This is a genomic window from Sphingopyxis sp. H115, assembly GCF_001468465.1.
Classification (GTDB): Bacteria; Pseudomonadota; Alphaproteobacteria; order Sphingomonadales; family Sphingomonadaceae; genus Sphingopyxis.
The window spans coordinates 1-25,782 of the sequence record NZ_LNSA01000025.1 but is presented as its reverse complement, the minus strand read 5'-3'; the positions used below and the strand labels follow the sequence as shown (position 1 = coordinate 25,782).

At 66.7% G+C, this 25,782-nt stretch carries 26 protein-coding genes and 1 pseudogene; 12 read left to right on the top strand and 15 right to left on the bottom strand.

The window, feature by feature from the left end:
• Positions 1-97: 97 nt before the first annotated feature.
• Positions 98-1,345, bottom strand: coding sequence for an ABC transporter permease (locus ATE71_RS16065; RefSeq protein WP_058804330.1), 1,248 nt, complete (start codon positions 1,343-1,345; stop codon positions 98-100).
• Positions 1,342-2,295, bottom strand: a complete 954-nt coding sequence (locus ATE71_RS16060; RefSeq protein ID WP_058804329.1) for an ABC transporter ATP-binding protein — start codon at positions 2,293-2,295, stop codon at positions 1,342-1,344. The genes ATE71_RS16065 and ATE71_RS16060 overlap by 4 nt, the downstream gene beginning before the upstream one ends.
• Positions 2,296-2,362: 67 nt before the next feature.
• Between ATE71_RS16060 and queG the strand changes: the two genes are divergently transcribed.
• Positions 2,363-3,415 (top strand): tRNA epoxyqueuosine(34) reductase QueG, encoded by a 1,053-nt coding sequence (gene queG / locus ATE71_RS16055; protein WP_058804328.1) that lies wholly within the window; start codon positions 2,363-2,365, stop codon positions 3,413-3,415.
• Between the two features lie 7 nt (positions 3,416-3,422).
• On the opposite strand, the gene ATE71_RS16050 is transcribed toward queG, so the two are convergent.
• Together ATE71_RS16050 and ATE71_RS16045 are read right to left on the bottom strand one after the other, a co-directional pair.
• Complete coding sequence (locus ATE71_RS16050) at positions 3,423-3,803, bottom strand: hypothetical protein (protein WP_058804327.1); 381 nt, start codon at positions 3,801-3,803, stop codon at positions 3,423-3,425.
• Positions 3,800-4,483, bottom strand: coding sequence for an EI24 domain-containing protein (locus ATE71_RS16045; RefSeq protein WP_058804326.1), 684 nt, complete (start codon positions 4,481-4,483; stop codon positions 3,800-3,802). The genes ATE71_RS16050 and ATE71_RS16045 overlap by 4 nt, the downstream gene beginning before the upstream one ends.
• 109 nt (positions 4,484-4,592) lie before the next feature.
• Here ATE71_RS16045 and ATE71_RS16040 point away from each other — a divergent pair, with 109 nt between their 5' ends.
• Positions 4,593-5,591, top strand: coding sequence for an adenosine kinase (locus tag ATE71_RS16040; protein WP_058804325.1), 999 nt, complete (start codon positions 4,593-4,595; stop codon positions 5,589-5,591).
• Between the two features lie 56 nt (positions 5,592-5,647).
• Entirely contained in the window at positions 5,648-5,905 is a 258-nt protein-coding gene (locus ATE71_RS16035; RefSeq protein WP_058804324.1) for a hypothetical protein, read from the top strand.
• A gap of 3 nt (positions 5,906-5,908) precedes the next feature.
• On the opposite strand, the gene ATE71_RS16030 is transcribed toward ATE71_RS16035, so the two are convergent.
• From ATE71_RS16030 to tsaD, 3 genes are all read right to left on the bottom strand, one after another.
• Positions 5,909-7,438 (bottom strand): lipopolysaccharide biosynthesis protein, encoded by a 1,530-nt coding sequence (locus ATE71_RS16030; protein WP_058804323.1) that lies wholly within the window; start codon positions 7,436-7,438, stop codon positions 5,909-5,911.
• 76 nt (positions 7,439-7,514) lie between these two features.
• Positions 7,515-8,507, bottom strand: a complete 993-nt coding sequence (locus ATE71_RS16025) for an NAD(P)H-dependent glycerol-3-phosphate dehydrogenase (protein WP_058804322.1) — start codon at positions 8,505-8,507, stop codon at positions 7,515-7,517.
• Complete coding sequence (gene tsaD / locus ATE71_RS16020) at positions 8,504-9,538, bottom strand: tRNA (adenosine(37)-N6)-threonylcarbamoyltransferase complex transferase subunit TsaD (RefSeq protein ID WP_058804321.1); 1,035 nt, start codon at positions 9,536-9,538, stop codon at positions 8,504-8,506. The genes ATE71_RS16025 and tsaD overlap by 4 nt, the downstream gene beginning before the upstream one ends.
• A gap of 63 nt (positions 9,539-9,601) precedes the next feature.
• Between tsaD and hemC the strand changes: the two genes are divergently transcribed.
• The 5 genes from hemC to ATE71_RS15995 are packed head-to-tail and all read left to right on the top strand — an operon-like array spanning position 9,602 to position 14,541.
• A complete protein-coding gene (hemC, locus tag ATE71_RS16015) occupies positions 9,602-10,552 on the top strand; it encodes a hydroxymethylbilane synthase (RefSeq protein WP_058804320.1) in 951 nt (316 codons plus the stop codon).
• On the top strand, positions 10,549-11,238 hold the full coding sequence (locus ATE71_RS16010; RefSeq protein WP_058804319.1) for a uroporphyrinogen-III synthase: 690 nt from the start codon (positions 10,549-10,551) through the stop codon (positions 11,236-11,238). Before hemC ends, ATE71_RS16010 begins: the two co-directional genes overlap by 4 nt.
• 19 nt (positions 11,239-11,257) lie before the next feature.
• Positions 11,258-12,172, top strand: coding sequence for a mitofilin family membrane protein (locus ATE71_RS16005; protein ID WP_058804318.1), 915 nt, complete (start codon positions 11,258-11,260; stop codon positions 12,170-12,172).
• Between the two features lie 46 nt (positions 12,173-12,218).
• Positions 12,219-13,421 carry an acyl-CoA dehydrogenase gene (locus ATE71_RS16000; protein ID WP_058804317.1) on the top strand — a complete coding sequence of 401 codons (1,203 nt, stop codon included), beginning with the start codon at positions 12,219-12,221 and terminating at the stop codon, positions 13,419-13,421.
• The gene (locus tag ATE71_RS15995) at positions 13,414-14,541 is read left to right on the top strand and encodes a CaiB/BaiF CoA transferase family protein (protein ID WP_058804316.1); all 1,128 of its coding nucleotides are present in this window, start codon (positions 13,414-13,416) and stop codon (positions 14,539-14,541) included. The genes ATE71_RS16000 and ATE71_RS15995 overlap by 8 nt, the downstream gene beginning before the upstream one ends.
• A gap of 171 nt (positions 14,542-14,712) precedes the next feature.
• On the opposite strand, the gene ATE71_RS15990 is transcribed toward ATE71_RS15995, so the two are convergent.
• Positions 14,713-17,094: a TonB-dependent receptor gene (locus ATE71_RS15990; protein WP_058804315.1), complete on the bottom strand. Its 2,382-nt coding sequence runs from the start codon at positions 17,092-17,094 to the stop codon at positions 14,713-14,715.
• Between the two features lie 207 nt (positions 17,095-17,301).
• On the opposite strand from ATE71_RS15990, the gene ATE71_RS15985 reads away from it, so the two are divergent.
• On the top strand, positions 17,302-17,937 hold the full coding sequence (locus ATE71_RS15985) for a TetR/AcrR family transcriptional regulator (RefSeq protein ID WP_058804360.1): 636 nt from the start codon (positions 17,302-17,304) through the stop codon (positions 17,935-17,937).
• Positions 17,938-17,962: 25 nt separating this feature from the next.
• Here ATE71_RS15985 and ATE71_RS15980 read toward each other — a convergent pair.
• The 3 genes and pseudogenes from ATE71_RS15980 to metX all read right to left on the bottom strand — a co-directional run.
• A pseudogene (locus ATE71_RS15980) lies at positions 17,963-18,490 on the bottom strand (DUF4274 domain-containing protein); the annotation flags it as partial.
• Positions 18,491-18,673: 183 nt separating this feature from the next.
• Positions 18,674-19,258 carry a methionine biosynthesis protein MetW gene (gene metW / locus ATE71_RS15975; protein ID WP_058804313.1) on the bottom strand — a complete coding sequence of 195 codons (585 nt, stop codon included), beginning with the start codon at positions 19,256-19,258 and terminating at the stop codon, positions 18,674-18,676.
• Positions 19,258-20,379 carry a homoserine O-acetyltransferase MetX gene (metX, locus tag ATE71_RS15970; RefSeq protein ID WP_058804312.1) on the bottom strand — a complete coding sequence of 374 codons (1,122 nt, stop codon included), beginning with the start codon at positions 20,377-20,379 and terminating at the stop codon, positions 19,258-19,260. The genes metW and metX overlap by 1 nt, the downstream gene beginning before the upstream one ends.
• A 91-nt stretch (positions 20,380-20,470) precedes the next feature.
• Here metX and hisC point away from each other — a divergent pair, with 91 nt between their 5' ends.
• Both hisC and ATE71_RS15960 read left to right on the top strand, forming a co-directional pair.
• Positions 20,471-21,586, top strand: a complete 1,116-nt coding sequence (hisC, locus tag ATE71_RS15965; RefSeq protein ID WP_058804311.1) for a histidinol-phosphate transaminase — start codon at positions 20,471-20,473, stop codon at positions 21,584-21,586.
• A complete protein-coding gene (locus ATE71_RS15960; protein ID WP_058804310.1) occupies positions 21,583-22,488 on the top strand; it encodes a prephenate/arogenate dehydrogenase family protein in 906 nt (301 codons plus the stop codon). The genes hisC and ATE71_RS15960 overlap by 4 nt, the downstream gene beginning before the upstream one ends.
• Before the next feature lie 41 nt (positions 22,489-22,529).
• Here ATE71_RS15960 and ATE71_RS15955 read toward each other — a convergent pair whose 3' ends face one another.
• The 4 genes from ATE71_RS15955 to ftsE are packed head-to-tail and all read right to left on the bottom strand — an operon-like array spanning position 22,530 to position 25,452.
• The gene (locus ATE71_RS15955; RefSeq protein WP_058804309.1) at positions 22,530-23,261 is read right to left on the bottom strand and encodes a lysophospholipid acyltransferase family protein; all 732 of its coding nucleotides are present in this window, start codon (positions 23,259-23,261) and stop codon (positions 22,530-22,532) included.
• Positions 23,262-23,272: 11 nt separating this feature from the next.
• On the bottom strand, positions 23,273-23,803 hold the full coding sequence (locus ATE71_RS15950; RefSeq protein WP_058804308.1) for a YdcF family protein: 531 nt from the start codon (positions 23,801-23,803) through the stop codon (positions 23,273-23,275).
• On the bottom strand, positions 23,800-24,717 hold the full coding sequence (locus ATE71_RS15945; protein WP_058804307.1) for a cell division protein FtsX: 918 nt from the start codon (positions 24,715-24,717) through the stop codon (positions 23,800-23,802). Before ATE71_RS15945 ends, ATE71_RS15950 begins: the two co-directional genes overlap by 4 nt.
• Positions 24,718-24,720: 3 nt before the next feature.
• Complete coding sequence (ftsE, locus tag ATE71_RS15940; RefSeq protein ID WP_058804306.1) at positions 24,721-25,452, bottom strand: cell division ATP-binding protein FtsE; 732 nt, start codon at positions 25,450-25,452, stop codon at positions 24,721-24,723.
• A 159-nt stretch (positions 25,453-25,611) separates the two neighbouring features.
• Here ftsE and ATE71_RS15935 point away from each other — a divergent pair.
• On the top strand, positions 25,612-25,782 hold a 171-nt coding region (locus ATE71_RS15935; RefSeq protein WP_201022970.1), incomplete at its 3' end, for a zinc-ribbon domain-containing protein.

Below are 25,782 nucleotides of genomic sequence, written 5' to 3'. Positions count from 1 at the left end.
GCTCCTCTCAAGCGGCCGTCGGGCGCGGCCGATTAAGTTGCAGAATGCCACTATTTACAGCTTTGTCAATGGAAGCGGAACAATGCTGCGGCGGCGATTACGCCGGCCGGTCTCGCCTCCAGAATCGCCAGCCTTTGCCGCTGCCGAGAACGCCCGAACGGAAAAGACGCACCGAGATCCAGACGACAAGGGCAACCCAGAGCGCCTGCCAGCCGAGCGCGAGCAGGTGGACCGCCCTGGAATCGTCGGTCGCGGCGCGCGCGGCCATCGCGAGCGGCGACGAAAAGGGGAAGATCTGCGCAAAACGGGCAAGGCCGCTGTCGGGCGCGCTTGCGGCGGCCGCACAGAGGCTGAACATGCCGACCTGGAAGATGGTGATCGGCAGGCTGAGCATCTGGATTTCGCGCACCGTCGCCGCTTGCGCTCCGACACCAAGGAAAACTGCGCCGAGCAGCAGGAAGGCCATGACGAAATAGACCAGGCCGATGCCAAGGAAAAAGCCCCAGCCCGTCGCGGGCATCGCTGCTACCGCCGCTGCGGCCTTGCCGGCGCCGCCCCCGGCGGCGAGCAGGGCCGGATCGGCGAAGAGCGCGGCGACCAGCCCACCGCCCATTGCCATCGCAAGCCAGAAGGCGATGAACAGCACCGCGACGCCGAGAAATCCCAGCAGCTTGCCAAGGAAGACGCTTTCGAGCGGGACGGCGGCAGCCAATATCTCGATCACCTTGTTGCCCTTTTCCTCCGCCAGCGAGCTGACCGTCTGGCCGGCGAGCAGCAGGGTCAGCAGGAAAATGACGAAGACCGCGCCAAACCCCAGCGATTGTTGCAGGGCGATGGATGTGCCACCGCGCGACAAGGCCTCGAAACGCGGTGCCACGGCAGCCACGGGGCCGGAGGCACGCGCGCGTTGGACCTCGCCCGCGAGCAGCGCGAGATACCGGCCCGAACGGCTGCCCGTCTCGCGTTCGACGATGCGCGGAGCGGCGAGGTCGCCGCTCATCACCGCATAGGTGTCGCTGCCCTTTTCGCGCGCGATCGCGACCGGATCGGCGGCCGTGGCGCCGTTGATGCGGATATCGAGCGTCGCGAGATCGCGACCGAGCGCGGCGCGCAGCCGGGTGTCGGCTGCGCGCAGTGCGTCGACGTCCGCCGCATCGGCAACGACAACGATCCGGCCGGCGCCGCGGGCGCTGTCGGCAAGCTGCGATGCGCCCATGCCGCCGGCAAGCCCCATGCCGACCATGAAGAGCGGGGCGAGCAGAAAAAGGAGGAAGGTCGGCGTCGCAACGATCGCGAGAAAGTCGCGCCGCGCAACGACAAACAGGCTCTGGATGAAGGGGGTCATGCGCTCGCCTCCTCGATGGCGTCTTCGGCGGCGTCGGCATCGAAGCCTGCGTCGACCTGTCGCACGATATGGACAAAGGCGTCGTGAAGGGCGGGGCGGCTGATCGACAGGCCTGTGACGCCATGGCCGCTCGCGGTGATGCGGGCGAGCAGCGGTTCGACGCCCGCGTCGTCGATGGCGAAATGCCAGGCGTCGCCGCGCCGGTCGGCGCCGGCGGGCAGGTTCGCGGCGACGGCGGCTGGATCGGCCTGGTCGCGCGGGATGTAGCGGACCTGCATCGGCAACAGCGCGCGCGCTTCGTCGACTGTGCCCTCGAACCGCCGCGCCGAGCGTGCGATGATGGCGATGCGGTCGCACAGGCGTTCGGCATGCGCCATGACATGCGTCGAAAAAAGGATCGTCGCGCCGCGGTCGCGCTCGCGGCGGACGAGCATTTCGAGCCGCTCCTGATTGACCGGATCGAGCCCCGAGAAAGGTTCGTCGAGCACGATAAGGTCGGGGGCGTGGACGATCGAGCCGATCAGCTGGATCATCTGTGCCATGCCCTTCGACATCTTGCGGATTTTTTCATCAACGACGCGCTCGAGCCCGAGTTCGGTCATGAAGGCTTCGGCGCGGCGGCGGCCTTCGCGCCATTCGAGCCCGCGCAGCGCGCCCATGAAGGCGATCGCTTCGCGCGCCTTCATGCCCGGATAGAGGCCGCGTTCTTCGGGAAGATAGCCGATGCGGTTGCGCACCGTCTGCGGTCGTTCGCCGAAGACCCGGCTCGATCCTTCATCGGGATCGATGATGCCGAGCGTCATGCGCAGGCTGGTCGTCTTGCCCGCGCCATTGGGGCCGAGCACGCCGTAGATGCTGCCCGTCGGCACCGTGAGGCTGACCTGATCGACCGCCTTGTAATCGCCGAAATATTTGGTGAGGCCGGTCGCCTCTACGCTGAAATCGTTCAAATCATGGTCCCCGACTGGCGCACGTGCAAGCTATGGCACGGCGAGACGGCTCGCGTATAGAGCGCCAATGGTTGCGGAAGCCTTGCCCCCTCTGGAAGAACGCCTGGAAGCCGTCGCGCGTGCGCATGGTTTCGTCGCCTTTGGCATCGCCGATGCGGACGCGGCGCCGCAGACTGCCGCGCGGCTGGACCAGTGGCTGGCCGAGGGGCGGCACGGCGACATGATCTGGATGGAAAGCCGGGCCGGACAGCGCGGGTCGCCCAAGGGGTTGTGGCCCGAGGTCAAATCGGTGATCGCGCTCGGCATGAGCTATGCGCCGGCGTTCGACCCGCTGCTGCTTGCCGATCATCCCGATCGCGGCCGCGTTTCGGTGTATGCGCAGGGCGGCGATTATCATGACGTCGTCAAAAAGGCGCTGAAGGCGGTCGCGCGCTGGCTGGTCGCCGAAGCGAAGGACGCCGAGGTCAAGGTGTTTGTCGACACCGCGCCGGTGATGGAAAAGCCGCTGTCGGCGGCGGCGGGGCTCGGCTGGCAAGGCAAGCACACCAACCTCGTCAGCCGCGAGCATGGCAGCTGGCTGTTCCTCGGCGCGATCTACACAACGCTCGATTTGGAAGGCCGCAAGCCCGGGCGCGACACGTGCGGAAGCTGTACGGCGTGCCAGGATGCGTGCCCCACACAAGCCTTTCCCGCGCCCTACCGGCTCGATGCCAGACGCTGCATTTCCTATCTGACGATCGAGCATAATGGCCCGATCCCGATCGAGCTGCGGCGCGGGATCGGCAATCGCATCTATGGCTGCGACGATTGCCTCGCCGCCTGTCCGTGGAACAAATTCGCTGACAGGGCGCACGCGCACCGTGCCTTCCTCCCGCGCGCCGAGCTGGTCGCGCCATCGCTCGCCGACCTGCTTGCGCTCGACGATTCCGGATTCCGGCAGGTGTTCGCGGGATCGCCGATCAAGCGGATCGGGCGCAACCGCATGGTTCGCAACGCGGCGATCGCGGCGGGTAACAGCGGCGACACACGTTTCGTTCCGGCCTTGGAGCGGCTGACCGGCGACGAATCGCCGATGGTCGTCGACGCGGCATTCTGGGCGCTTGCCGAGCTGACGCCATGACGCCGGCTTAGCGGCGCAGCGCCTCGATACAGCTCGGAACATTTGCGTCGCGACCGTCGGGCGTGCGCGCGTCGACATGCGTGGCGAGCGGGTCCGCGCCTTGTTTGGGCGCGTAATAATAGACGTCGAGGATGCAGGGGGTCCCGGCGAATTGCAGCTTGCGCCCCGACCCTTCGGCGACATCGAGCCGTGGCTTGCCGAACAGGCCGAGCGCGGCGTTGGCATTGCGACCGATCAGACTGTTGTTCTGCACCGGCCGCGGCGACGCGACCGGTGCGGTTGACGATGGCGATTTCGGCGGCGTTGCGTAGGGAATCGCGGGGCCCGCGCAGGCGCCGAGCGTCAAGGCAAGCATGGCAACGGCTGCCAGGCGGCGGTTTTTGATCATTTTTCGGGGTCCCCATTGCGCAAGTGCAGCATGTGCACGGCCATAGCGGCGCTCACGATGGGCGCCAACAGATTGGCGACGGGCACCACGAAGCTTGCGGCGGATAACAGGCCCATCGACCAGCGCGCCGCGCGGCCGAAGCGCGGCCGTTCGGGGTGGCGCGCGAGGACCATCGCCTCGAGGTCGCGGCCGAGCAGCAGCGCGTTGACGAGCAGCGCGAAGATCGGCGTCCCGATTCCGGTGACGAGCAGCAGGATATAGACCGGCAGCGCGAGCAGGTTGCCGCCGATCAGGCGCCCCAGCGACGCGAGCGCGAGCGCGATATTCTGCCGCCAGCCGACATCGCGGGCGCGGGCGGCGGCGGCCGGATAATGGCGCCCCTCGACATCGGCGACGATGCCGTCGGCGAACAGGCCGACCACGACGATCGCCACGGCGCGAAAGAGCAGCCAGCTCCCCGCGATCAGCGCCAGCACGATCAACACGCCGGCCATGTCGAGGCTGTCGCCGCCGAGCCATTGCCAATGCGCGAGCGCCCAGCGCGCGCCAAAAAAGATCGCGGCGCCGGCGCCGATGAAGATGAGCAGCGTGAGCGCAAGGCTTTGCGCGAGGACGCGCAGCACGCGCGGATTGTCCAGGTCCCTGACGGCAAGGAGGAAAGCCTGAAGCGCGCGAGCCATGCGCCGGGGATGGCGCGTGGCGGGGGCGTTCGTCAAGGCTTCCGCTTGCCTTGAGGAGCGCTCCCCACTAAGGCGCGCGCAGCTTTTCCCATACAGCACAGGATTTTTCATGGCCGCCACCGCCCGTTTCGATGTCGTCGCCATCGGCAATGCGATCGTCGATGTTCTTGCCCGCGCCGACGATGCGCTGATCGAAGCCGAAGGCCTGACCAAGGGATCGATGCGGCTGATCGATGGCGAAGAGGCCGAACGGCTCTATGCGGCGATGGGCCCGGCGGTCGAGGTCTCGGGCGGCTCCGCAGCGAACACGCTTGCGGGTATGGCGGCGCTCGGCGAACGGTGCGCCTTCATCGGCCAGGTCGCCGACGACCAGCTCGGGCAAGTTTTTACCCACGATTTGCGCGCGCTCGGAGTCGCCTATGAAACGCCGGCGCTGAAGGAAGGCGCGCCGACCGCGCGCTGCCTGATCCTCGTCACTCCCGACGGCCAGCGCACGATGAACACCTTTTTGGGCGCGAGCCACCTGCTCGACCAGGCGATGATCGACGAGGCGTGGATCGCCGATGCGAAGATCCTCTATCTCGAAGGCTATCTGTGGGATCCGCCGCTGTCGCGCGCCGCGATGCGCCGCGCAATCGACGTGTCGCGCGCCGCCGGGCGCAAGGTCGCCTTCACCCTGTCGGACGCCTTCATCATCGACCGCCATGGCGAGGATTTCCGCAAGCTGATCGCCGAAGGGCTGTTCGACATCCTCTTCGCGAACGAAGTCGAAATCTGCGCGCTTGCCGAAACCGACGACTTCGAGGCGGCGGTTGCCAAGATCGCGCCGCAGGTTCCGCTGCTCGTCGTCACGCGGGGCGCGCATGGCGCGATCGCGCTGCATGACGGGGTGCGCACCGAGGTCGGCGCCGAACCGATCGACCAGGTCGTCGACACGACCGGCGCCGGCGACCTCTTCGCCGCCGGTTTCCTCGCGGGCCATGCCGAGGGCCGGTCGATGCACGACTGCCTGACGATGGGCGCGGTGTGCGCGCGCGAAATCATCGCGCAGGTCGGCCCGCGAGCGCAGACCGACCTCAAGGCGAAGGTTGCCGCGCGGTTGGGATAGGAACTTTCGCCGGTCCCGAAGCGTCCTATGCGCCATCAGCATAGGGAGAGTTTCTTATGGCCGACGAAATCCACACGACGCGCGATCCCGACGGGACAACGCACACCACCACGGTTATCGACCGCGAACCGCGCCGCGGCGGCGGGATGGGCCTGGGCCTGATTTTTCTCGCCGCGATCCTGATCGCCGCCTTTTTCGCCTTCCAGTTCCTCGCCAATGACAAGGCGCAAAGCGGGGCGATCACCGAGGCCGCGCAAAAGGTCGGCAATGCTGCCGAGGATGTAGGCGACGCAGCCCAGAAGGCGGTCGAATAAGGGTCAGGCGGCGGCCGCTTCGGCCGGATCGGGGTGCTTCTTGAACAGCGCGCGATCGGCAGGGCCGAAACCGCGCGTCCAGATCAGCCACGCGTAAACGCCAAGGATGAAGGGCACGCCGATTAGCAGCTCGGCCCATTCGGGAAGCTGGGTCGCGCCCCAGCCGAGCACCGCGGCGCCCGCAGTCGCCCACACAAGCGCCCAGCGCAGGCTGTTGACCGGCGCGCCGAGCACGCGCGCGAGCAGCCGCGCCTTGACCACCGAGGCGAAACCGAGCGCGAGCATCAGCGCCAGCGCCACCGCGCCGGCGTAATAGATGGGCGGCAGGCCCATCGATTGTGCGACCAGTATCAGCGCGACGCTGAGGGCGGCTTGCAGCGCGAGCGTGGCGATGCTGATCAGCAGGTTGCGGTGGCGCGCGACATAGACGAGCGCCGCTTCGCTGACGACCGCGGTCGCCGCCACCACTTCGGCTGCGAGCAGGAAGGCGAGCGCAGCGGTGCCGCTCACAAATTCGGGGCCGACGAGGCCCATCACCGCCTCACCCGGGATGCCGAGCGCGAGCGCGACGCCCGCCTGCGCCGCGATGATCCAGAACCCAACCTGACTCACTTGCGCGGCCACGGCGGCAAGCCGCTTTTCGGCGAGGTTGCGCGTGATGACGGGGCCGAGAATCGGCTCGAAGCTCGTCTTCAGCTTTTGCGGCAGCGAGGCGACCTGCTGCGCCATATAATAGATGCCGTAGATCGTCGGCGAGGTGAACTGGCCCAGGATGAATAGGTCGAGCCGGCGGGTGCCCCATTCGATTGCGTCGGCGGCGGCGAGCGGCGCGTTGCGCCGCGCAACTGCGATCAGGTGTGCAGGGTGTGGTTGCCACCCCTGCGGCCCGCCATAATGGCGAAGCATCGGGATCAGCGCGGTCAGGAAGGCGCCGAGCATCGCGGCGGCATAGGAGAGCATGAGGCCGTCGCGCACCGACACGAACCAGAATCCGGCGGCGGCGGCGCTGATGACCCAAGGTTCGACGACCGCGCGCGCGCGCACCGTCGCGCCGATATCGAATTTATAGGCGCAGGCGGCAAGCGCGATGTCGGTCCCGGCGATCGCGAAGACGAGCAGCGCCATCCAGCGGTCGGTGCCGTCGATGCCGCCCGACGGAAACATGATCTGCGGGAAGAGCACAAGGAGTAGCGACCCGGCGGAGGAGGCGATGAAGGCGACGAACATGCCGTCCCAGACGACGGTGCGGTGGTCGGCGCCAGGCGCGCTCAATTGTTCGGCGAGTCCGCGCTTGAGTCCCAGCGTCGCGAGCTGTGCGACAAGTTCGATGACAAGCACGGCAAAGGCGAAGCGCCCGACCGCTTCTGGCCCGTACCAACGGCCCGCCACATACAGAAAGGGCAGGCGCGCGACGAGGCGGAGGATGAAGCCGAAGAAGTTGGTGCGCCCGCCCTTCGCGAGGGCCGCAGTATCCGCGTCCCGCGGGGGACCGTCCGGCGAAGCGGGCGCGGCTGCGCTGTCCGTCTGGCTCAAGCCTCGCGCCCCTTCTGCCTCGCCCTGCCGGTCAGTCTAGCGTGGCGCAGGCGAGCAGGCAATTGTGTGCGGCCCATCATCGGCCTTCGGATCGCAGCGGCCGGCTGAGCAGGGCATGAATGGCGTCGGCGACGCGCACTTCACCCGCAACGAGGCGCGCGACGGTATCGGTGATCGGCATGTCGATGCCGTCGGCGCGCGCGGCCGCAGCGACAACGGGGGCGCTGAACGCCCCTTCGGCGACGGTGCGGCGATCGGCCATCAGCGTGGCGGCCTCTTCGCCGCGACCGAGCCCCTGACCGAGCGCGAAGTTGCGCGAATTGGACGAGGTGCAGGTCAGCACGAGGTCGCCGAGGCCGGCGAGTCCACCAAGCGTTTCGGCTTGCGCGCCGCGCGCTAGGCCGAAACGCGTCATTTCGGCGAAACCGCGGCTGATCAGTGCCGCGCGCGCGTTGAGCCCGAGCCCGGCCCCGTCGACGATGCCGCAGGCGATCGCGAGGATATTCTTGACCGCGCCGCCGATTTCGGCCCCGATGACGTCGGTCGAAACATAGGGGCGGAAATGCGGGCGTGCGAGCGCCTGCGCGAGGGAGGTAGCGAGCGCGGCGTCGGCAGCGGCGAGCGTGATCGCGGTCGGCAGGCCCGCGGCGACCTCGTGCGCGAAAGTCGGGCCCGAGAGCACGGCATGGGACCGGCCGGGTGCAAGATCCTGCGCCATGTCGATGGGGAAAGCGAAACTGTCCGCCTCCATGCCCTTGCTGCAGAAGATCAGCGGGGCATCGCCGGGGGGCAGATCGCCAAGCACCGCGCGCAGAAACGGAACCGGGACCACGACCAGCAATGCGTCGAGGCCGGCCATGGCGGCGAGATCGGTCGTCGCGGTGAGCGACGGCGACAGCGCTGCGCCGGGAAGGAAGAGCGGATTGCGATGCTCGCTATTGATTGAAACGACGACATCTTCTTCGCGTGCCCACAGGCGCACCGGTGCCCCGTCCGCGGCAAGCAATTGCGCGAGCGCGGTGCCCCACGCTCCGCCGCCGACGACGCCGAAGTTCGAATAGGACGTCATGCCTTCACTCCTGCTCCGCGGACCGTCTCGGCATCGGGATCGAGCGGCCACCGCGGGCGCGCGGCGGTATCGAGCGGGTCGGTGAGTCCTGCGGCGAAGCGTTCGGCGCCCGCCCACGCGATCATCGCGCCATTGTCGGTGCAGAGCCAGAGCGGCGGCGCGACGAAGGCCTTGTCGAAACGCGCGGCGAGTGCGGTGAGCGCGGTGCGTATCGCTCCGTTCGCGGCGACACCGCCGGCGACAACGAAAGCGGTCGCTTCCGGGCAAGCGGCGAGCGCGATGCGGCTGCGATCGACGAGGCAATCGACGACCGCCTGCTGAAAGGACGCTGCGAGGTCGGGGACGTTATGCTCGCCGCTCGCGGCTGCGCGCGCAACCGCGCTCTTGAGCCCTGCGAAGGAGAAATGCGGCTCGGCGCTGCCGACAAGCGGTCGCGGCAGCGGCACGGCGTCCGGCTTGCCGTCCTTCGCGATACGCTCGACCGCGGGACCGCCGGGATATCCGAGGCCGAGCAGCTTCGCGGTCTTGTCGAACGCCTCGCCCGCGGCGTCGTCGATCGTCGTCGCGAGGCGGCGGTAGTCGCCGACGCCGCGCACGAGCAGCAGCTGGCAGTGCCCGCCCGAGACGAGCAGCAGCAGATATGGGAATGCGAGGGTCGGATCGGCGAGGCGCGGGCTCAGCGCGTGGCCTTCGAGATGGTTGACCGCGATCAGCGGCTTGTTCGCGGCATGCGCGAGCGCCTTGCCGGTGACGAGTCCGACCATGACGCCGCCGATCAGCCCCGGCCCGGCGGTTGCGGCGATCGCGTCGACCTCGGCGAGCGTCACGCCGGCATCGGTCAGGACGCCCTCGACGATCGGCGCGAGCCGGTCGACATGCGCGCGTGCTGCAATCTCGGGCACGACACCGCCATAGGGTTTGTGCTCCGCTTCCTGCCCCGCGACGCGGTGCGCCAATATGCGCCGTTCGCTGTCGACGAGCGCCGCCGCGGTTTCGTCGCAGCTCGATTCAAGGCCGAGGATGAGAGTCATATTGTTGCGCGCTCCTTTACCCGCCCCTTTATCGCGAGGGCAAGCCGCGCTAGCAGCATCGGCATGATTGGCATTCCCACCCCCGAAAACCCGTTGCGTATCGGCACAAGGGCCTCGCCGCTGGCGATGGCCCAGGCCCATATGGCGGCGGCGGCGCTGATTGCCAGCCATGGCATCGACATGGCGGCGCTCGAAATCGTGCCCATGACCGCGACGGGTGACAAGATCCAGGATCGCGCGCTCGCCGAAGTCGGCGGGAAGGCGTTGTGGACCCGCGAGCTCGACGCCGCGCTGGATTCGGGACGGATCGATATCGCCGTCCATTCGCTGAAGGACGTCGAAACGCTGCGCGACGCGCGCTTTTTCCTTGGCGCGATGCTCGAGCGTGCCGACCCGCGCGACCGGCTCGTCGTGCGCGAGGGGATATCTGCGGCGACGATCGCCGACCTGCCGCACCGCGCGCGGCTCGGCACGAGCAGCCCGCGCCGCGCGGCGCAGGTGAAGCGCATCCGTCCCGACCTCGAAACGGTGCTGCTGCGCGGCAATGTCGCGACGCGGCTCGCCAAGATTGCGGATGGCGACGCCGATGCCACCTTGCTCGCGGCGGCGGGGCTCGACCGGCTCGGGATGCATGACGTCGGATCGGTGCAGGCGGCCGACATGCTGCTTCCCGCCGCGTCGCAAGGGGCAATCGGGATCGAATGCCGCGCCGACGACGATGCGGCCTGCACCTTGCTCGCGGCGATCGATCATGAACCGACGCACCGGGCGGTTGCGGGGGAGCGCGCATTTCTTGCCGCGCTGGGCGGCGATTGCCGGTCGCCCGTCGCCGCGCACGCAAGTTGGCAGGCAGACGGGAATCTGCGTCTCGACGCCGAGATTTTTTCGGATGACGGCGCCGACCATGGCGCGGGACATGCCATTTTGGACGGCCCCGAAGCGGCGGAAGCGCTGGCGCGACGCTTGCTTGCCGCCGCGCCCGACAATGTCCGGCGCCTGTTCGGCGGGGCATGAAAAGCGGCGCGCCGCTGATCGTCACGCGGCCCGAACCGGGCAATGGCGCAACCGTCGCGCGCGCCCGCGCGATGGGATTTGACGCTCGCTCACTCCCGCTTTTCGCTGCGCGGCCGCTCGACTGGACGGTCCCTGCGGCCGGCGCGTTCGATGCCTTGCTGCTGACCAGCGCGTCCGCGCCGCGTCTCGCCGGTCCGGGGCTTTCGGCGTTGGCATCGCTGCCCGTCCATGCCGTCGGCGCGGCGACTGCGGACGCGGCGAACGCGGCGGGTCTGGCGGTGGATGCAGTGGGCACAGCCGGCGCGCAGCAGCTTCTTGATGGTATGGCGTCACGAAATATTCGCCGTATATTATGGCTTTGCGGGCGCGACCGCTCCGAATTCGACGCCCGGGGCGCCGCGATCACGTCGCTGCCCTGCTATGCCGTCGACCCGATTGCGCCGTCCGCCGAATGGGCGCACCTGATCGACAGGCCGGCGCTGCTGCTTGCGCATTCGGTGCGCGCCGCCGCCTATGTTTCCGAGCTGGTCGGTGCGGCCCGCGGGCATCTGGCGCTCGTCGCGATAAGCGCGCAGGTTGCCGCTGCGGCGGGCGACGGCTGGGGCGACCTCGCCATCGCGGGACAGCCCGACGACGGCGCAATGTTGGCACAAGCGCATGCTTTGTGGCACAAGGTCCCCAAATAGGGTCGTTCGAAAGAGAAACATGGCAATCGACAGCATCGACACCTCCTTGCCCGCGAAGGACGAGGGGGTTCCTGCGCGAGGATTATCGTTTCGCGCACTCGCCATTGGCGCTTTTCTCCTGCTCCTGATCGGGGTCGTCGGGGGTGGATGGGCGGTGAATCGCTGGCTGACGGGAAATGACAGCGTGCCGGTCACGAAAATGATCGAATCGCCGGGCGGTGCACCGACCCCGGTCGTAGTCGCCAGCGGGGCCGTAAAAGCCCCCGCCGCCGGCCAACCGCTGGTCGTTGCGCCGATCGACGGTGCCAATGCGCTCGCCGCGCGCGTCGCCGAACTCGAGCAGCGGCTCTCGCGCATCACCCTCGAAGCCGAATCGGCGTCGGGCAACGCGTCGCGTGCCGAAGGCCTGCTCGTAGCCTTTGCGGTGCGCCGCGCGCTCGATCGCGGCTTGTCGCTCGGCTATCTCGACGCGCAGCTCCGCCTGCGGTTCGGCGACGACCAGCCCAATGCGGTAAAAACCATCATCGACACGTCGCGCGAACCGGTTACGCTCGAACAATTGCGTGCCGAACTCGATACGCTGGCACCACAGCTGGTCGGGCGCGGCGGCGACAGTAACGGCAGCCTGTGGACCGGGCTTCGCCGCGAACTCGGCGAATTGTTCGTCGTACGCGCCGCGGGGACGCAATCGCCGCGCGCGTCCGAACGGCTCGAACGCGCGCGTCGCTATCTTGCCGGGGGCCAGGCCGACAAGGCGATCGCCGAGGTCGAAGCCATGCCCGGATCGGCGGCGGCGACCGACTGGCTGATCGATGCACGGCGCTATCATGAAGCGCGCCGCGCGCTTGACCTGATCGAGACCGCGGCGATATTGGAGCCGCGCGACAGCCCCGCTGCCGCAATGGCCCGCAAAACGGCCGAACCGACCCCGTAGCGCGCATTCCGTAAGGGCTGCCCGCCCTTTTAAGGAAGCCCGTTCCATGGCCCTCGCCGACCCGCAACGCATCGAAGCGCTCGATCCGCTCGATCCCCTCCAGCTCGACGCCGAACTGAGCGACGAGGAGCGGATGGTGCGCGACACCGCGCGGTCCTACGCGACCGATGCGCTGTTGCCGCGTGTGACCTCGGCGTTTCTCGACGAACGGTTTGACCGCGAGATCATGTCGGAAATGGGCCAGCTCGGCCTTCTCGGCGCGACGATCGACCCCGAATATGGCGGCGCGGGGCTGAACTATGTCAGCTACGGCCTGATCGCGCGTGAAGTCGAACGCATCGATTCGGGATATCGTTCGGCCTGTTCGGTGCAGAGCAGCCTCGTGATCCACCCGATCAACGCCTATGGCAGCGAGGAACAGAAACGCAAATATCTGCCCGGCCTGACCTCGGGCGACCTCGTCGGCTGCTTTGGCCTCACCGAACCCGACGCCGGCAGCGACCCCGGCGGCATGCGCACGCGCGCCGAAAAGATCGAAGGCGGCTACCGCCTCAAGGGCGCGAAAATGTGGATCACCAATTCGCCGATCGCCGATGTGTTTGTCGTGTGGGCGAAGTCCGAAGCGCATGACGGCGCGATCCGCGGCTTTGTGCTTGAAAAGGGCATGAAAGGGCTGTCGGCGCCGAAAATCGAAGGCAAGGTGAGCCTGCGCGCCTCGGTCACTGGCGAGATTGTGATGGACGGGGTCGAGGTCGGCGAAGATGCGCTGTTGCCGCATGTGTCGGGACTCAAGGGTCCGTTCGGCTGCCTCAATCGCGCACGTTACGGCATCGGCTGGGGCGCGATGGGCGCAGCCGAATTCTGCTACGAAGCGGCGCGCAACTACACCGGTGAGCGCAAGCAGTTCGGACGTCCGCTTGCGGCGAACCAGATCGTGCAATTGAAGCTCGCCAACATGCTCACCGAAATCGCGCTCGGACTCCAGGCGGCGCTGCGCGTCGGCCGGTTGATCGACGAGGGGCGCCTGGTCCCCGATGCGATCAGCCTTTTGAAGCGCAACAATTGCGGCAAGGCGCTCGATATCGCGCGCGTCGCGCGCGATATGCACGGCGGCAACGGCATTTCGGCCGATTATCATGTCATCCGCCACGCGGTGAACCTAGAGACGGTGAACACCTATGAAGGCACGCACGACGTCCACGCGCTGATCCTCGGCCGTGCGATCACGGGCATTTCGGCCTTTGCCTAAACCGCTGGAGGGCATCCGCGTCGTCGAATTGGCGCGTGTGCTCGCGGGCCCCTGGTGCGGGCAATTGCTCGCCGACCTTGGCGCCGAGGTGGTCAAGGTCGAACGGCCGGGTGCGGGCGACGACACGCGCCAATGGGGGCCCCCCTTCGTCACCGGCGCCGACGGCGAAGCTCTGGGCGCGGCCTATTATCACAGCTGCAATCGCGGCAAGCGCAGCGTCGCGATCGATATCGCGCGCGCCGAGGGCCAGGCGGCGGTGCGCGCGCTGCTCGCCGACGCCGATGTCGTCATCGAGAATTACAAGGTCGGCGGGCTTGTCAAATATGGGCTCGACCCGGCGCGGCTGCGCGCCGATTTTCCGCGGCTGGTCGTCTGTTCGATCACTGGTTTTGGCCAGACGGGGCCTTATGCCCACCGGGCGGGTTACGACTATATCGTGCAGGCGATGAGCGGCTTCATGTCGCTCACTGGCGAACCCGACGGGCCGCCGCAAAAGGCGGGTATCGCCTATGCCGACATCTTTACCGGCATGTATTCGGCGGTGGCGATCCTCGCCGCCTTGCGACGTCGTGACGTCGCCGGGGGCGGAGCGCATATCGATATGGCGCTGCTCGATTCGCAGGTCGCGGTGCTCGCCAACCAGGCGGCCAATTACCTCGCGAGCGGCGCTGTGCCGAAACGGATGGGCAACGCCCATGTCAATGTCGTTCCCTATCAGGTCTTTGCGACCGCCGACGGCCAGCTCGTGATCGCGGTCGGCAACGACGGGCAATATCGAAAGCTTTGCGGGATATTGGGGGTGCCCGAATGGGCCGACGATCCGCGTTTCGTGAACAATGCCGCGCGGCTTGCGAACCGTGCCGAACTGATCCCGCTGCTCGCGGCGAAGATTGCCGCGTGGAACGCGCAGCCCCTGTCGGTCGCGCTCGAGGCCGAAGGCGTGCCGGCGGGGCCGATCAACGATCTGGCGCAGGTATTTTCCGACCCGCAGGTTATCGCGCGCGGCATGCGTTTCCGGCCCGAGGGCGCGGGCGCGTCGATCGACGGGGTCGCGAGTCCGATCGTGATCGATGGCGAGCGCATGGTGGCATCGACAGGCGCGCCGGCGCTGGGCGATTGACGGCGGGCTCCGACCGTTAGTTGCCATTTCCTTTCTTCGTCATTCCTGCTTTCGCGGGAATAACGAAGATGGGGAGGAACGTCCGCTCACCACCCCAAAACGGCCGTTACGCGGCCAAAGAAAAGGGGTGCCGTTGCCAGCGCCCCTTTCCCCTTTTTGACAAACCGCCGGTCAGAATTTTACGGTGCCGGTCACGAACAACTGGCGCGGGTTGCCGTAGAAGGCGGTTGCGACACCTTCGCGGCCGAGCGAGGGGATCGGATTGCCGTTCGGTGCCGCAAGCGGCAGACCCGTGGTCGGGCTGGTCAGCAGGAACTGGTAGCCCGACGTCTTATATCGTTTGTCGAGGATATTTTTCGCGTGGAGGCCGATCGAATAGCGGTCGCCGGCGAAATTATAGACGAGGCTGGCGTCCCACAGCGCGTAACCCTTCTGATCGAGATAGGGGCTGGGATATTCGAACTGCTGCGTCTTGCTGCGATAGGAGACAGTGGTCGACAGGTTGACGTCGCCGTCGCCCACGGGGACCAGCGCGCCGAGCGTGCCCGATGCGGTCCAGGTCGGCGTGTTCTGGATATCGGTGATATCCGACACGTCGGTACCGAGGTTTCCGATGAACTCGTCATATTGCGCATCGATATAACCGAGCGTGCCGGCAAAGGTCATGCGCGACCCCGCGCCCGCGAAATCATGCGCAAAGCGCGCCGAGGTTTCGAGCTCCAGGCCCTTGAAGGTTGCCGAGGCGGCGTTGGTGGTAACGCCCGAAAAGCCCTCGAACACCCCGTCGTTGTTCGCGTCGATGCCGACCGATCCCGGAATCTGGACATTCTTGTAATCGGCGTAGAATCCCGTCAGCGCGAAATTGATGTCGCCATTCGCCGACGCGCCCTTGATCCCGGCTTCGTAGCTGTCGACCGTTTCTGGCTGGAACAGAAAGAAATTGTAGATTTCGTCATAGGCGAAGATGCCGTCGTTGTTGATATCGATCGCGCGGACATTCGCGCTGCCGCGCGGGTCGAAACCGCCACCCTTGAAGCCCTTTGAATAGGAGGCGTAAATCATCAGGTCGTCGTGGATGTCGAACGACACCGAAGCGCGCGGGGTGAATTTCTTGAAACGGGCCTTGCCGTCGAAATCGGTGATCGGCGCGCCGATCGGGACGCTCTCGCCTCCGAACTCGGGATCGGCGCCGAGGATCTGGTTGGTCTTGAAGATATAGCTGTCGCGATTGTCGACGGTGTAACGCCCGCCGACCGACAGGTGCAGCCGGTCGGTCACGTCGAAGGTGACATCGCCGAACACCGACCAGCTATCGGTGCGTACGTCGCCGATCGTTTTTTGGCCGAAACCCAGCGCGACGGGAACCGGCGTCGGCAGCAGCGGACCGGTTTCCGCAAGGATCACGTCGAACTTGGTATAGGCGCGCGCGTCGAGATAATAGAAGCCGACGAGGCCGTGCACCCGGTCGCTTTCATAAAGGAGCTGGAATTCCTGGCTCAGCTGTTCATTACGATAGACGGCGGGGACATCGACGTCGACCGCGGGCAGCGCGTCGAAATCGATTGGCGTGAAGCTGTCGTCCTTGCGCCAGGCGCTGATCGAGCGGAGCGTCAGATTGTCGCTGAGTTCGGCGGTGACGTTGAGCGCGAGGCCCCACGCTTCGACATCCTGCTTCGGCGCGTTGAGCCCGGCGCGCGTGTCATAGACATCGTCGAGGACGGGCGCGCCCGACAGCAGGCCGGGGATCAGGCGGTGGCCGTTGCGCGGATCCGACTTGTCACGCGTATAGTCGCCCGAGAGGCGGATGAGGACGGGCGCGTCATAGCCCCCGAATTCGATCGTGCCGCGGCCCGCCCAGACGTCCTTGTTGTAATTTTCGACGCCGGGGATGTTGAGATTGTCGCCGAATCCGCCGCGCGACAATCGCGCGAGCGACCCGCCAACGCGCAACATGTCGCCGATCGGCGCGCTGACCGTCAGCACGCCTTCGGCCTGGTCGTAGGTGCCATAGGTCGCGCGCGCTTTCAGGCTGAAATCCTGCGGCAGCGCCTTGGTCACATATTTGACCGCCCCGCCGATCGTGTTGCGGCCATAGAGCGTTCCCTGCGGGCCGCGCAGCACCTCGATCCGCTCGACATCGTAAATATCGAGGACCGCCGCCTGCGGACGGTTCAGATAGACATCGTCGAGATAGATGCCGACACCCGCCTCGAAACCGGGGACGGGATCCTGCTGGCCGACGCCGCGGATGAAGGCGCTGAGGGTCGAATTGGTCCCGCGCGAGGTTTCGAGCGTCGTATTGGGGGTGATATTCGCGACATCGGTCAGATCGAGCGCGCCCCGCGCTTCGAGCGCATCGCCCGAAATCGCGGTGACCGCGACGGGAACATCGAGCAGTCGTTCGTCGCGGCGGCGTGCCGTCACGATAATCTCGTCGTCACCGGCATCGCTGGCGCCGGCGTCCTGCGCAAAGGCTGCGGGCGTGAAGGCGATCATCGAAAGGGCGCTGGTGGCAAGGACCGCGCGACGCAGCCGGGGGGCGAAAGGACGCATATGAGTCTCCCATGTCTCGGGTGACCCCGCGCCACCCTGATTCTGCTTTTCTTTGGGCCGGTGCTTGCCAAGCCGCGCCGCATCCAATAATGAAACATGAACCAAGTTTCAACTTGGAATATGCATCGGTCGTTTTTTGCTTGCCTGTGGTGCCGAAAAGCCACGATGCAGGGTCGGGGCAGCGACGGAGGGGAGACGAAGGCAGCCATGGACCAACCGCCAGTCGCGACAGGAAATGCGGGAAGCGATGCGCGCGACAAGACGCCGCGTACCGAGCGTGGCCGCCGGACGCTTCGCAAGCTGCTCGACGCGGCGGCGGTCGAATTCGGCGAGCGCGGCTTTCACGAAGCGTCGATCAGCGCGATCACGCGCCGCGCCGGCACCGCGCTCGGCAGCTTCTACACCTATTTCGATTCAAAGGAGGAGATCTTCCAGGCGCTCGTCCGCTACATGAGCGAACAGTTGCGCGACCATGTCACGCCGCTGGTCCAGGCCGCGCCCGACGAGATCAGTGCCGAACGGATCGGGCTCGAATCCTATCTGGGCTTCGTGCGCGAGCATAAGGAAATCTATCGGATCATCGACGAGGCCGAATTCGTCGATTATGCGAGCTATCGCCGCCACTATGAGACGACGGTCGAGCGTATGCGCCAACGGCTCGAAGCGGGCGCGGCGCGCGGCGAAATCCGCACGGATGCGAGCGAAGTCCATGCCTGGGCGATTGCCGGAATGAACGTGTTCCTGGGGATGCGCTATGGCCTTTGGGACGACAGGGCCGACATCGAAGAGGTCGCGCGGGTCGCGAACGATATGCTCGCGAACGGGCTGAAGACGCGGGGCTAGCGTTATCGCCCCGCCGGTCGGCGCCTCAACGCCGAAGCCATGATGGCAGCAGCGACACCATTGCCCGTTCGATTTTTCCCACCCGTTCCATCACGGCATCCGACCGGGGCGTGTCGCCGGGCAGTTCGCAGTCGAAGGAATGATGAAAATCCTGACGCGCATAAAATGCTGCGTCATTCTCGATCGTCCGGCCGTTGCGGTCGTGGATAAGATCGGGGTGGGTGCGAAATAGCGGATTATCCAGTCGCTTCTCTTGCTCTGCAAGATCAACATAATCCTTTTTCGTCCATGTGTCCGGCGCATAGGCGATTTTCGATCGCGGATAGCCGCCCTCGCCGATGCGGTTTGCGATATAGGCGCAGATACGTCTGTTGAGGTAGGAGAAGCCGTTCGGTCGATCCGGCGTCGACCCCGCGTCGCCGATCCAGCATGCAGGTTGGCCCCTCCAGAAAATCGTCAGCGCGGTCGCGACGTCGCATTCGGCCTGCCGCACGATCCAGTCGAGCAAATAGAGAGGCTCGCACCAGTTGAAATCCAGAGCAACCCGGTGCCAGTCGTCCGGGTCGGCGTTTTTGAGTCAAGCGATATTCGCGGTGAGACGATCGCGCTCCTCGTCATGCAAGTCATCCATCGGCCTGCCGAATCCTCCAAGCGTTTTGCGCCTGATAAACGGAAGAAAATTAAACTTTCGTTCGACGTCAACGGAAAGCTTGCGCGCCTGCGGATGACCGGAGAGCTAGCGCGCGATCAAAAAGATCGCATGTTCGGCCCGCCAGCTCGCGGCGGCGTCGCTGGCCGGTTTGTCGCCCGACAGGTGCCAGACGCGCTCGACCCTGATGCCCTTGTCGCGGACGAGGTCGCGAAAGTCGCTGACCGTGACATGGTGGATATTCGGCGTTTCGTACCAGGCGACGGGCAGCAGGCGCGTCACCGGCATCCGCCCGCCCCACAGCAGCGCGAGCCGGATGCGCCAGTGGGCAAAATTGGGAAAGCTGACGAAGGCGCGCGGGGCGATGCGGAGCAGTTCGTCGACGACCCGGTCGGGGCGCTCGGTCGTCTGTAGCGTCTGCGACAGGATCGCATAGTCGAAAGCATCGTCGGGGTAATCGGCAAGGTCGCGGTTCGCGTCGCCTTGCACCACCGACTGGCCGCGCGCGATCGCCGCAGTGACGTTCGCGGGGTCGATTTCGAGCCCGCGCGCGTCGACCCCTTTGCCCTGCAGCGCAACCATCAGCTCGCCGTCGCCGCAGCCGACATCGAGCACACGCGCCGATGACGGCACGGCGTCGGCGATGATCGCAAGGTCGGGGCGCAGCGCCATCAGAAGCCCGATCCGAGCGCGCCGGCGACGAGACGGTCGAGCGCGGGCACGTCGAGGAGGAAGCTGTCGTGGCCGAAGGGCGCCGACAGTTCGACGAAGCTCGCCGCGGCACCGACGCTTTGCAGTGCCTGCACGACGCGGCGCGATTCGGAGGTCGGATAGAGCCAGTCGGTGTCGAAGCTGACGAGCGTGAAGCGCACGTCCTTCGCCGTTGCGAAGGCGCCCGCGAGGCGCCCGTCGTGCGGGTCGGCGAGGTCGAAATAGTCCATCGCGCGCGTGATATAGAGATAGGCGTTGGCGTCGAAGCGGTCGGTGAAGGCCAGCCCCTGATGTCGCAGATAGGATTCGACCTGGAAATCGGCATCGAAACCGAAACTCTTGATATCGCGCGCCTGCAGCCGGCGCCCGAATTTCTCGGTCAGCCCTTCCTCGGAGAGATAGGTTATGTGCGCCGCCATGCGCGCGACCGCGAGCCCCTTGGTGGGCGCGCGCGCGCTGCCATAATATTGGCCGTCCTGCCAGTCGGGGTCGGCCATGATCGCCTGTCGCCCGACCTCGTGGAACGCGATATTCTGGGCCGAATGACGCGCGGCGCTCGCGATGACGAGCGCCGAGGCGAGCCGCTCGGGATAGGTCGCCGCCCAGGCGAGCGTCTGCATGCCGCCCATCGACCCCCCGACGACGGCATGAAGCCGCGAAATGCCGAGATGATCGAGGAGCATCGCCTGCGCGCGCACCATGTCGGTGATCGTAATGACGGGAAAGGCCATGCCGAGCGGCGCGCCGGTCGCGGCATCGGGCGTGGCGGGGCCGCTTGTCCCCATGCAGCTGCCCAGCACATTGGCGCAGATGACGTGGAAGCGGTCGGTGTCGATCGGCTTGCCGGGGCCGACCATGCGCGCCCACCAGCCGGGCTTGCCGGTCGCGGGATGGTCGCTCGCGACATATTGGTCGCCGGTGAGCGCATGGCAGATCAGCACCGCGTTCGACCTGTCGGCGTTGAGCGTGCCATAGCTTTGCCAAGCGATCGTCACCGATGGCAGCACCTGTCCGCTGTCGAGGGGCAGCGGCGCGTTAATCGTCACGCCTTGATGCTGAATCTGGTGGAGCAGGCTCGCCATGGTGCGCGCGGGGCTAAGCGGACGGGCGGGGCGTGTCAACGTGCTGGACTAGGTGCTGGACTCGGGGCGCACAGCCGTTAAACGGCGCGGCATGACCGACGCGACCGAGACCCTTACGCCCAAGCCGTGGATCAGCGGCATCGCTCCCTATGTCCCTGGCAAGTCCGCAGGCGTCGACGGGCGTCCGCTAATCAAGCTCAGCGCGAACGAAAATCCGCTCGGGACGGGCGAAAAGGCACGCGCGGCGTTCGCGGCGGCACAGGGTGCGGCCGATGCGCTGTCGCGCTATCCCGATCCGGGCTCGAACGAGCTGCGGGCTGCGATCGCGGCGAAGTTCGGCCTCGACCCGGCGCGGATCATCTGCGGCAACGGCTCCGACGAATTGCTCCATCTCGCGGCGGGGACCTATGCGGGGGCGGGCGACGAGATTCTTTATGTTCGGTACGGCTTTGCGGTCTACGAGATCGCGGCGCGGCGCGTCGGCGCGGTGCCGGTCGAGGCCGACGACAAGGATTATGCGACCGACGTCGATGCGCTGCTCGCCGCAGTGACCGACAAGACGCGCGTCGTCTATCTCGCCAACCCCAATAATCCGACCGGCACGCTCGCGACGCGCGAAGAGGTTCAGCGGCTCTATACCGGACTGCCGAAGAATGTGCTGTTCGTGATCGACCAGGCCTATTCGGAATATCTCTCGGAAGCCGAGGACGATGGCGGGCTCGAGCTCGCCAAGACGCAGCCGAACGTGTTCGTCACGCGCACCTTTTCGAAGATTCACGGGCTGGCGTCCGAGCGCATCGGCTGGGGCTATGCTGCGGCCGAGGTGATTTCGGCGCTGCACCGCATTCGCCTGCCGTTCAACGTCACGCGCGCGGGGCAGGCCGCAGCGGTCGCGGCGCTCGGCGACACGGAGTTCGTCGCGCACAGCCGCGAGCATAATGCGAAATGGCGGGCCTGGCTGGCGGGCGAACTCGAAAGCCTTGGCAACCATGGCGTGCGCGTGGTGCCGTCGGCGTGCAATTTCCTGCTCGTGCTGTTCGAGGGCGATGTCAGCGCCGAGACCGTCTATAACCGGCTGATGGACGCGGGCTATATCGTGCGCTGGCTGCCCGGCCAGGGGTTGCCGAATGCGCTGCGCATGACGATCGGCACCGAGGACGAGACGCGCGGGCTCGCGGCGGCGATCCGCGCGGCGCTGAACGGCTGATGGCGTTCCAGCGCGTCGCGATCGTTGGGCTAGGCCTGATCGGCTCGTCGATCGCGCGCGCGGTCGGAGAACGGCTGCCGCATGTGGCGGTCACCGGCCACGATGCAAGCGCCGAGGTGCGCACGCTCGCGCGCGAACTCGGGCTTTGCGATACGATCGCCGACGATGCAGCCGCGGCGGCGGTCGACGCCGACCTCGTCATCCTTGCGGTTCCGGTCGGGCGCATGGCCGATGCGGCCGCATCGATCGCGCCGGGATTGAAGGCCGGCGCGATCATCTCGGACGTCGGTTCATCGAAGGCAGGGGTAGCCGATGCGCTGGCGAAAGCGCTGCCCGATCATATCGTCATTCCCGCGCATCCGGTCGCAGGGACCGAAAATAGCGGACCCGCAGCGGGTTTTGCGACCCTGTTCGACAGCCGCTGGTGCATCGTCACTCCCGGCGCGGGCGCGCCCGGCGAAGCGGTGGCGGCGGTGACGGGCTTCTGGCAGGCGCTCGGCGCGCGGGTCGAGACGATGGATGCGGCCCACCACGACATGGTGCTGGCGGTGACGAGCCACCTGCCGCACCTTATCGCCTATACGATCGTCGGCACCGCGAGCGAACTCGAAGAGGTCACCGAGAGCGAGGTGATCAAATATTCGGCGGGCGGTTTTCGCGATTTCACGCGTATCGCGGCGAGCGATCCGGTGATGTGGCGCGACGTCTTCCTTGCCAACAAGGAGGCCGTGCTTGCGACCCTGCAGCGCTTCAACGAGGATCTGACGGCGCTCCAGCAAGCGATCCGGCGCGGCGACGGCGCGAAGCTCGAGGACTGGTTCACGCGCACGCGCGCGATCCGCCGCTCGATCATCGAACAGGGCCAAGATGATGCGGCGCCCGATTTCGGACGCAAACATTAGTCCGCCGAATCAACTCGAACCCTCGCTCGACACGAACGGGATTAGGAGGCTGTGTAGCCTTCCAATAACGCTTCGGGCGGGTTCAGCGCGTTGATCGCACGCCACACGCGTTCCTCGGCTTCTTCGCGTGGCAGGCCCGCGGGGATGGTTTCGCCGACCTTGTAGGTGATTGTGCCAGGCCATTTGACCCAGCGGCGCGGCGGATAGGCGATGCCGCTGTTCACCGCGACCGGGATCACGGGCACACCGAGCAGGCGGTAGATGCCCGCGAAACCCGAACGCAGCGGCGGCGCCAGCCCATGCGGGATGCGCGTTCCCTCGGCGAACAGGACCAGCGGCCGCTCTTTGGCGAGCGCGGCCTTGGCGGCGTTCAGCATCGCGCGCATCGCCTTGCCGCCGCCGTCGCGGTCGACGGGAATCAGGCCATAGAAATGCGCCGCCTGTCCCCAAACGGGGATGTTGAAGAGCTGTTCTTTCGCAAAGACGGCCGGATGTTCGAACAGCCCCGGCTGTTCGATCGTCTCGAACGCGCCCTCATGCTTGAAGACATAGAGCACGGGAATATCGGGCATGTCGCCCTCGACGACGATTGTCTGGCCAAGGACCAAGCGACAGATCAACCGATGGAACTGCGCCCAGATGCGCACGAACCAGATCGTCGCCTTGTGCGAGACGGGCAGCGAGATCACTGCGCCGATCGAACTGACACTGCTCATCAGGACGAACAGCAACCAAAAGAGGATCGAGCGGAGAAGGGCGACGGTATAGCGCATCGGCGCGCTTCTTAAAGGCCGAGGAGGCCGCCCGCCAGCCCCGCGAGATATTTATGATATTCGCGGAACAGCGTCGCGAAATTGGGCTGGCTGCGCACCGCGTCGGGCAGGATCGTCACCGTGTCGCCGACCGCGCGGCCGATTTCATACTCGGCGCGGCGCATGTGCCAGTCGGTGGTGACCAGCCGGATGCTCTTATATTTGCGGCGCTGCGCCCAGGTTGCGACTTCGGTCGCGTTCGAGCGCGTATCCTCGGCCTCGAACCCCAGCGCGATGCAGCAGTCGAACAGCGACACCGGGCGCTTGTATTCGGCGGCGAGTTCGCGCGGTTTCACCTCGCGTGCGACGCCGCTGATGAGCAGGCGCTTGGCATCACCCGCCTCGAGCCGTTCGAGCGCGCGGTCGATGCGGCCGGGGCCGCCGGTCAGCACGACGATCGCGTCGGTCTTTTGCGCTCCCGCCGGCAGCGGCAACAGCAGCGCAAACCATGCGAAGCCGAGCACCCAGGCCAGAAACAACAGGGAAAAGAGGCGCTTGATCATAATATCTTCTTGAGCGCCGCGAGCAGGGTCTGGCGCGCGGTCAGGGCTGCGAGCGCGATAGCCAATAGCGGCAGCGCCAGCAATAGCACCCAGCCTGCGGGGCCGAGCGACGCGGTCGTCGCGAGCCCCGCGGTGACCCCCGACCATTGCCAGCCGATCAGCAGCAGGATCGCCGCGGCGACGGCGCTGCCGAGCGCGATGCCATAGGCGGTATCGATCGCGATGCGGCGCTGGAACAGCCGTGTAATCTGGCGGTCGGTCGCGCCGATCAGGTGGAGCATCTCGATCGTCGGATAATGGGTGGCGAGCGCGGCGCGCGCGGTCATGATCACCACCGCCGCACTGGCGAGCGTCATCAGCACGACCATGCCGCCTGCGATCCAGGCGAGCGAACGGATCAGCCGCGCGACCGGGCCGAGCCATTCGGCATGCGGGATGATGCGCGCGCCGGGCGCCTCGCGCGCGACGAGCGCCTGCAGGTCGCGCATATGGCCGCTGCGGTCCTCGCCCACGAAATCGATATCGACCAGCGCCGGCAGGGGAAGCGATTTCAGCACCGGGTCGTCGCTACCCTCGCCGCTTCCTTCGCTGCCGAACCATTGGCCGAGCGTCGCCCGGAGCTCCTCCTGTTCGACCGAGCGCGCGGAGCGGACGAAGGGCTGCGCGGCGGCGGCGCGGCGTAACGACGCGGCCTGCTGGGCGCGCGTGACGGGATTTGCGGTGACGATCTGCACCGTGACGCGCCCGGCGATCGCGCTGCCGATCGCATTGGCCGAGCGCGCGAGGCCTACGCCGGCGGCGGCGGCGAGCAGGGTCAGCATCATCAGGATCGCGATCACCCACGGCGTCGGACCCGACAGGCGGCGATCGGGAAGCAGGCGGCGATGCTGGACCGGGACGCGCGGGATGATCATCGGTCAGACCCGGTTCGCCGGCGGATAGCGCAGCGCGCCGGTCGGGTCGGACAGGCGCCCCTTTTCCAGCCGCATCATCTGGGCATTTTCAATCCGGCTGATCAGGTGGATGTCGTGGGTTGCGACGACGACGGTGGTCCCGAGGCGGTTCAGCGCCTCGAACAGGCCGAGTAGCCGCATCGCCATGTCGGGATCAACGTTACCCGTCGGTTCGTCGGCGACAAGCAGTTGCGGGCGTGCAATCACCGCGCGTGCGATCGCGACGCGCTGTTGCTCGCCGCCCGACAGCGTGGCCGGGCGCGCGTCGGCGCGATCGCCGAGCCCGATCCAGCTCAGCATTTCGCCGACCGGCCCCGACAAATCCTCTTCGCCGACGCCCGCGACGCGCAAGGGGAGCGCGATATTGTCGCGCGCCGACAGATGCGGGATCAGGCGGAAGTCCTGAAACACCACGCCGATGCGCCGGCGAAAGCCAGGCAGGCGGTGGCGGGGCATCGCGACCAGATCTTCGCCGAACAGGCGTACGATACCGCGGCTCGGCCGCTGCGCGAGATAGAGCATCTTCAAAAGCGACGTCTTGCCCGCGCCCGATGCGCCGGTGAGGAAATAGAAGCTGCCTGGCTGGAGGTTGAAGCTGATATCACTGAGCACTTCGGCATCGGGGCCGTACCGTAGCCCGACCCCGTCGAATTCGACCATGGCGCCGCCGGGCCGCGCGGGAGCTGCATCGGTCATGGCGTCACGCGCGCGCCATAGTGCGCCTGTGTTGGGGCAAGGAACAGGGGCGCTGGTCCGCTCATTCCGCAGCCTGTCGCACGGCTGTCCACAGAGGACAAGCCGGGAGTGCGACGCAAGGCTTGCAACACCGCGAATCAGCGTGTTTAGAGGAACCCCATGATCCTTGCCTGCCCGTCCTGCCACACACGCTATGTCGTTCCCGATACGGCGATCGGCCCGACGGGCCGCACGGTGCGCTGCGCCAATTGCCGGCATAGCTGGTTTCAGGAGCCCGCGAATGCGCCGACGACGGCCGCCGCCGCACCGCCGCCGCCTACGCCCGAACCC

Coding starts and splice junctions, on each gene's coding strand:
- ATE71_RS16065 (WP_058804330.1), bottom strand. CDS start 1,345: ATGACCCCCTTCATCCAGAGCCTGTTTGTCGTTGCGCGGCGCGACTTT.
- queG (WP_058804328.1), top strand. CDS start 2,363: ATGGTTGCGGAAGCCTTGCCCCCTCTGGAAGAACGCCTGGAAGCCGTC.
- ATE71_RS16050 (WP_058804327.1), bottom strand. CDS start 3,803: ATGATCAAAAACCGCCGCCTGGCAGCCGTTGCCATGCTTGCCTTGACG.
- ATE71_RS16045 (WP_058804326.1), bottom strand. CDS start 4,483: ATGGCTCGCGCGCTTCAGGCTTTCCTCCTTGCCGTCAGGGACCTGGAC.
- ATE71_RS16040 (WP_058804325.1), top strand. CDS start 4,593: ATGGCCGCCACCGCCCGTTTCGATGTCGTCGCCATCGGCAATGCGATC.
- ATE71_RS16035 (WP_058804324.1), top strand. CDS start 5,648: ATGGCCGACGAAATCCACACGACGCGCGATCCCGACGGGACAACGCAC.
- ATE71_RS16025 (WP_058804322.1), bottom strand. CDS start 8,507: ATGACGTCCTATTCGAACTTCGGCGTCGTCGGCGGCGGAGCGTGGGGC.
- tsaD (WP_058804321.1), bottom strand. CDS start 9,538: ATGACTCTCATCCTCGGCCTTGAATCGAGCTGCGACGAAACCGCGGCG.
- hemC (WP_058804320.1), top strand. CDS start 9,602: ATGATTGGCATTCCCACCCCCGAAAACCCGTTGCGTATCGGCACAAGG.
- ATE71_RS16010 (WP_058804319.1), top strand. CDS start 10,549: ATGAAAAGCGGCGCGCCGCTGATCGTCACGCGGCCCGAACCGGGCAAT.
- ATE71_RS16005 (WP_058804318.1), top strand. CDS start 11,258: ATGGCAATCGACAGCATCGACACCTCCTTGCCCGCGAAGGACGAGGGG.
- ATE71_RS16000 (WP_058804317.1), top strand. CDS start 12,219: ATGGCCCTCGCCGACCCGCAACGCATCGAAGCGCTCGATCCGCTCGAT.
- ATE71_RS15990 (WP_058804315.1), bottom strand. CDS start 17,094: ATGCGTCCTTTCGCCCCCCGGCTGCGTCGCGCGGTCCTTGCCACCAGC.
- ATE71_RS15985 (WP_058804360.1), top strand. CDS start 17,302: ATGGACCAACCGCCAGTCGCGACAGGAAATGCGGGAAGCGATGCGCGC.
- metW (WP_058804313.1), bottom strand. CDS start 19,258: ATGGCGCTGCGCCCCGACCTTGCGATCATCGCCGACGCCGTGCCGTCA.
- metX (WP_058804312.1), bottom strand. CDS start 20,379: ATGGCGAGCCTGCTCCACCAGATTCAGCATCAAGGCGTGACGATTAAC.
- hisC (WP_058804311.1), top strand. CDS start 20,471: ATGACCGACGCGACCGAGACCCTTACGCCCAAGCCGTGGATCAGCGGC.
- ATE71_RS15955 (WP_058804309.1), bottom strand. CDS start 23,261: ATGCGCTATACCGTCGCCCTTCTCCGCTCGATCCTCTTTTGGTTGCTG.
- ATE71_RS15950 (WP_058804308.1), bottom strand. CDS start 23,803: ATGATCAAGCGCCTCTTTTCCCTGTTGTTTCTGGCCTGGGTGCTCGGC.
- ATE71_RS15945 (WP_058804307.1), bottom strand. CDS start 24,717: ATGATCATCCCGCGCGTCCCGGTCCAGCATCGCCGCCTGCTTCCCGAT.
- ftsE (WP_058804306.1), bottom strand. CDS start 25,452: ATGACCGATGCAGCTCCCGCGCGGCCCGGCGGCGCCATGGTCGAATTC.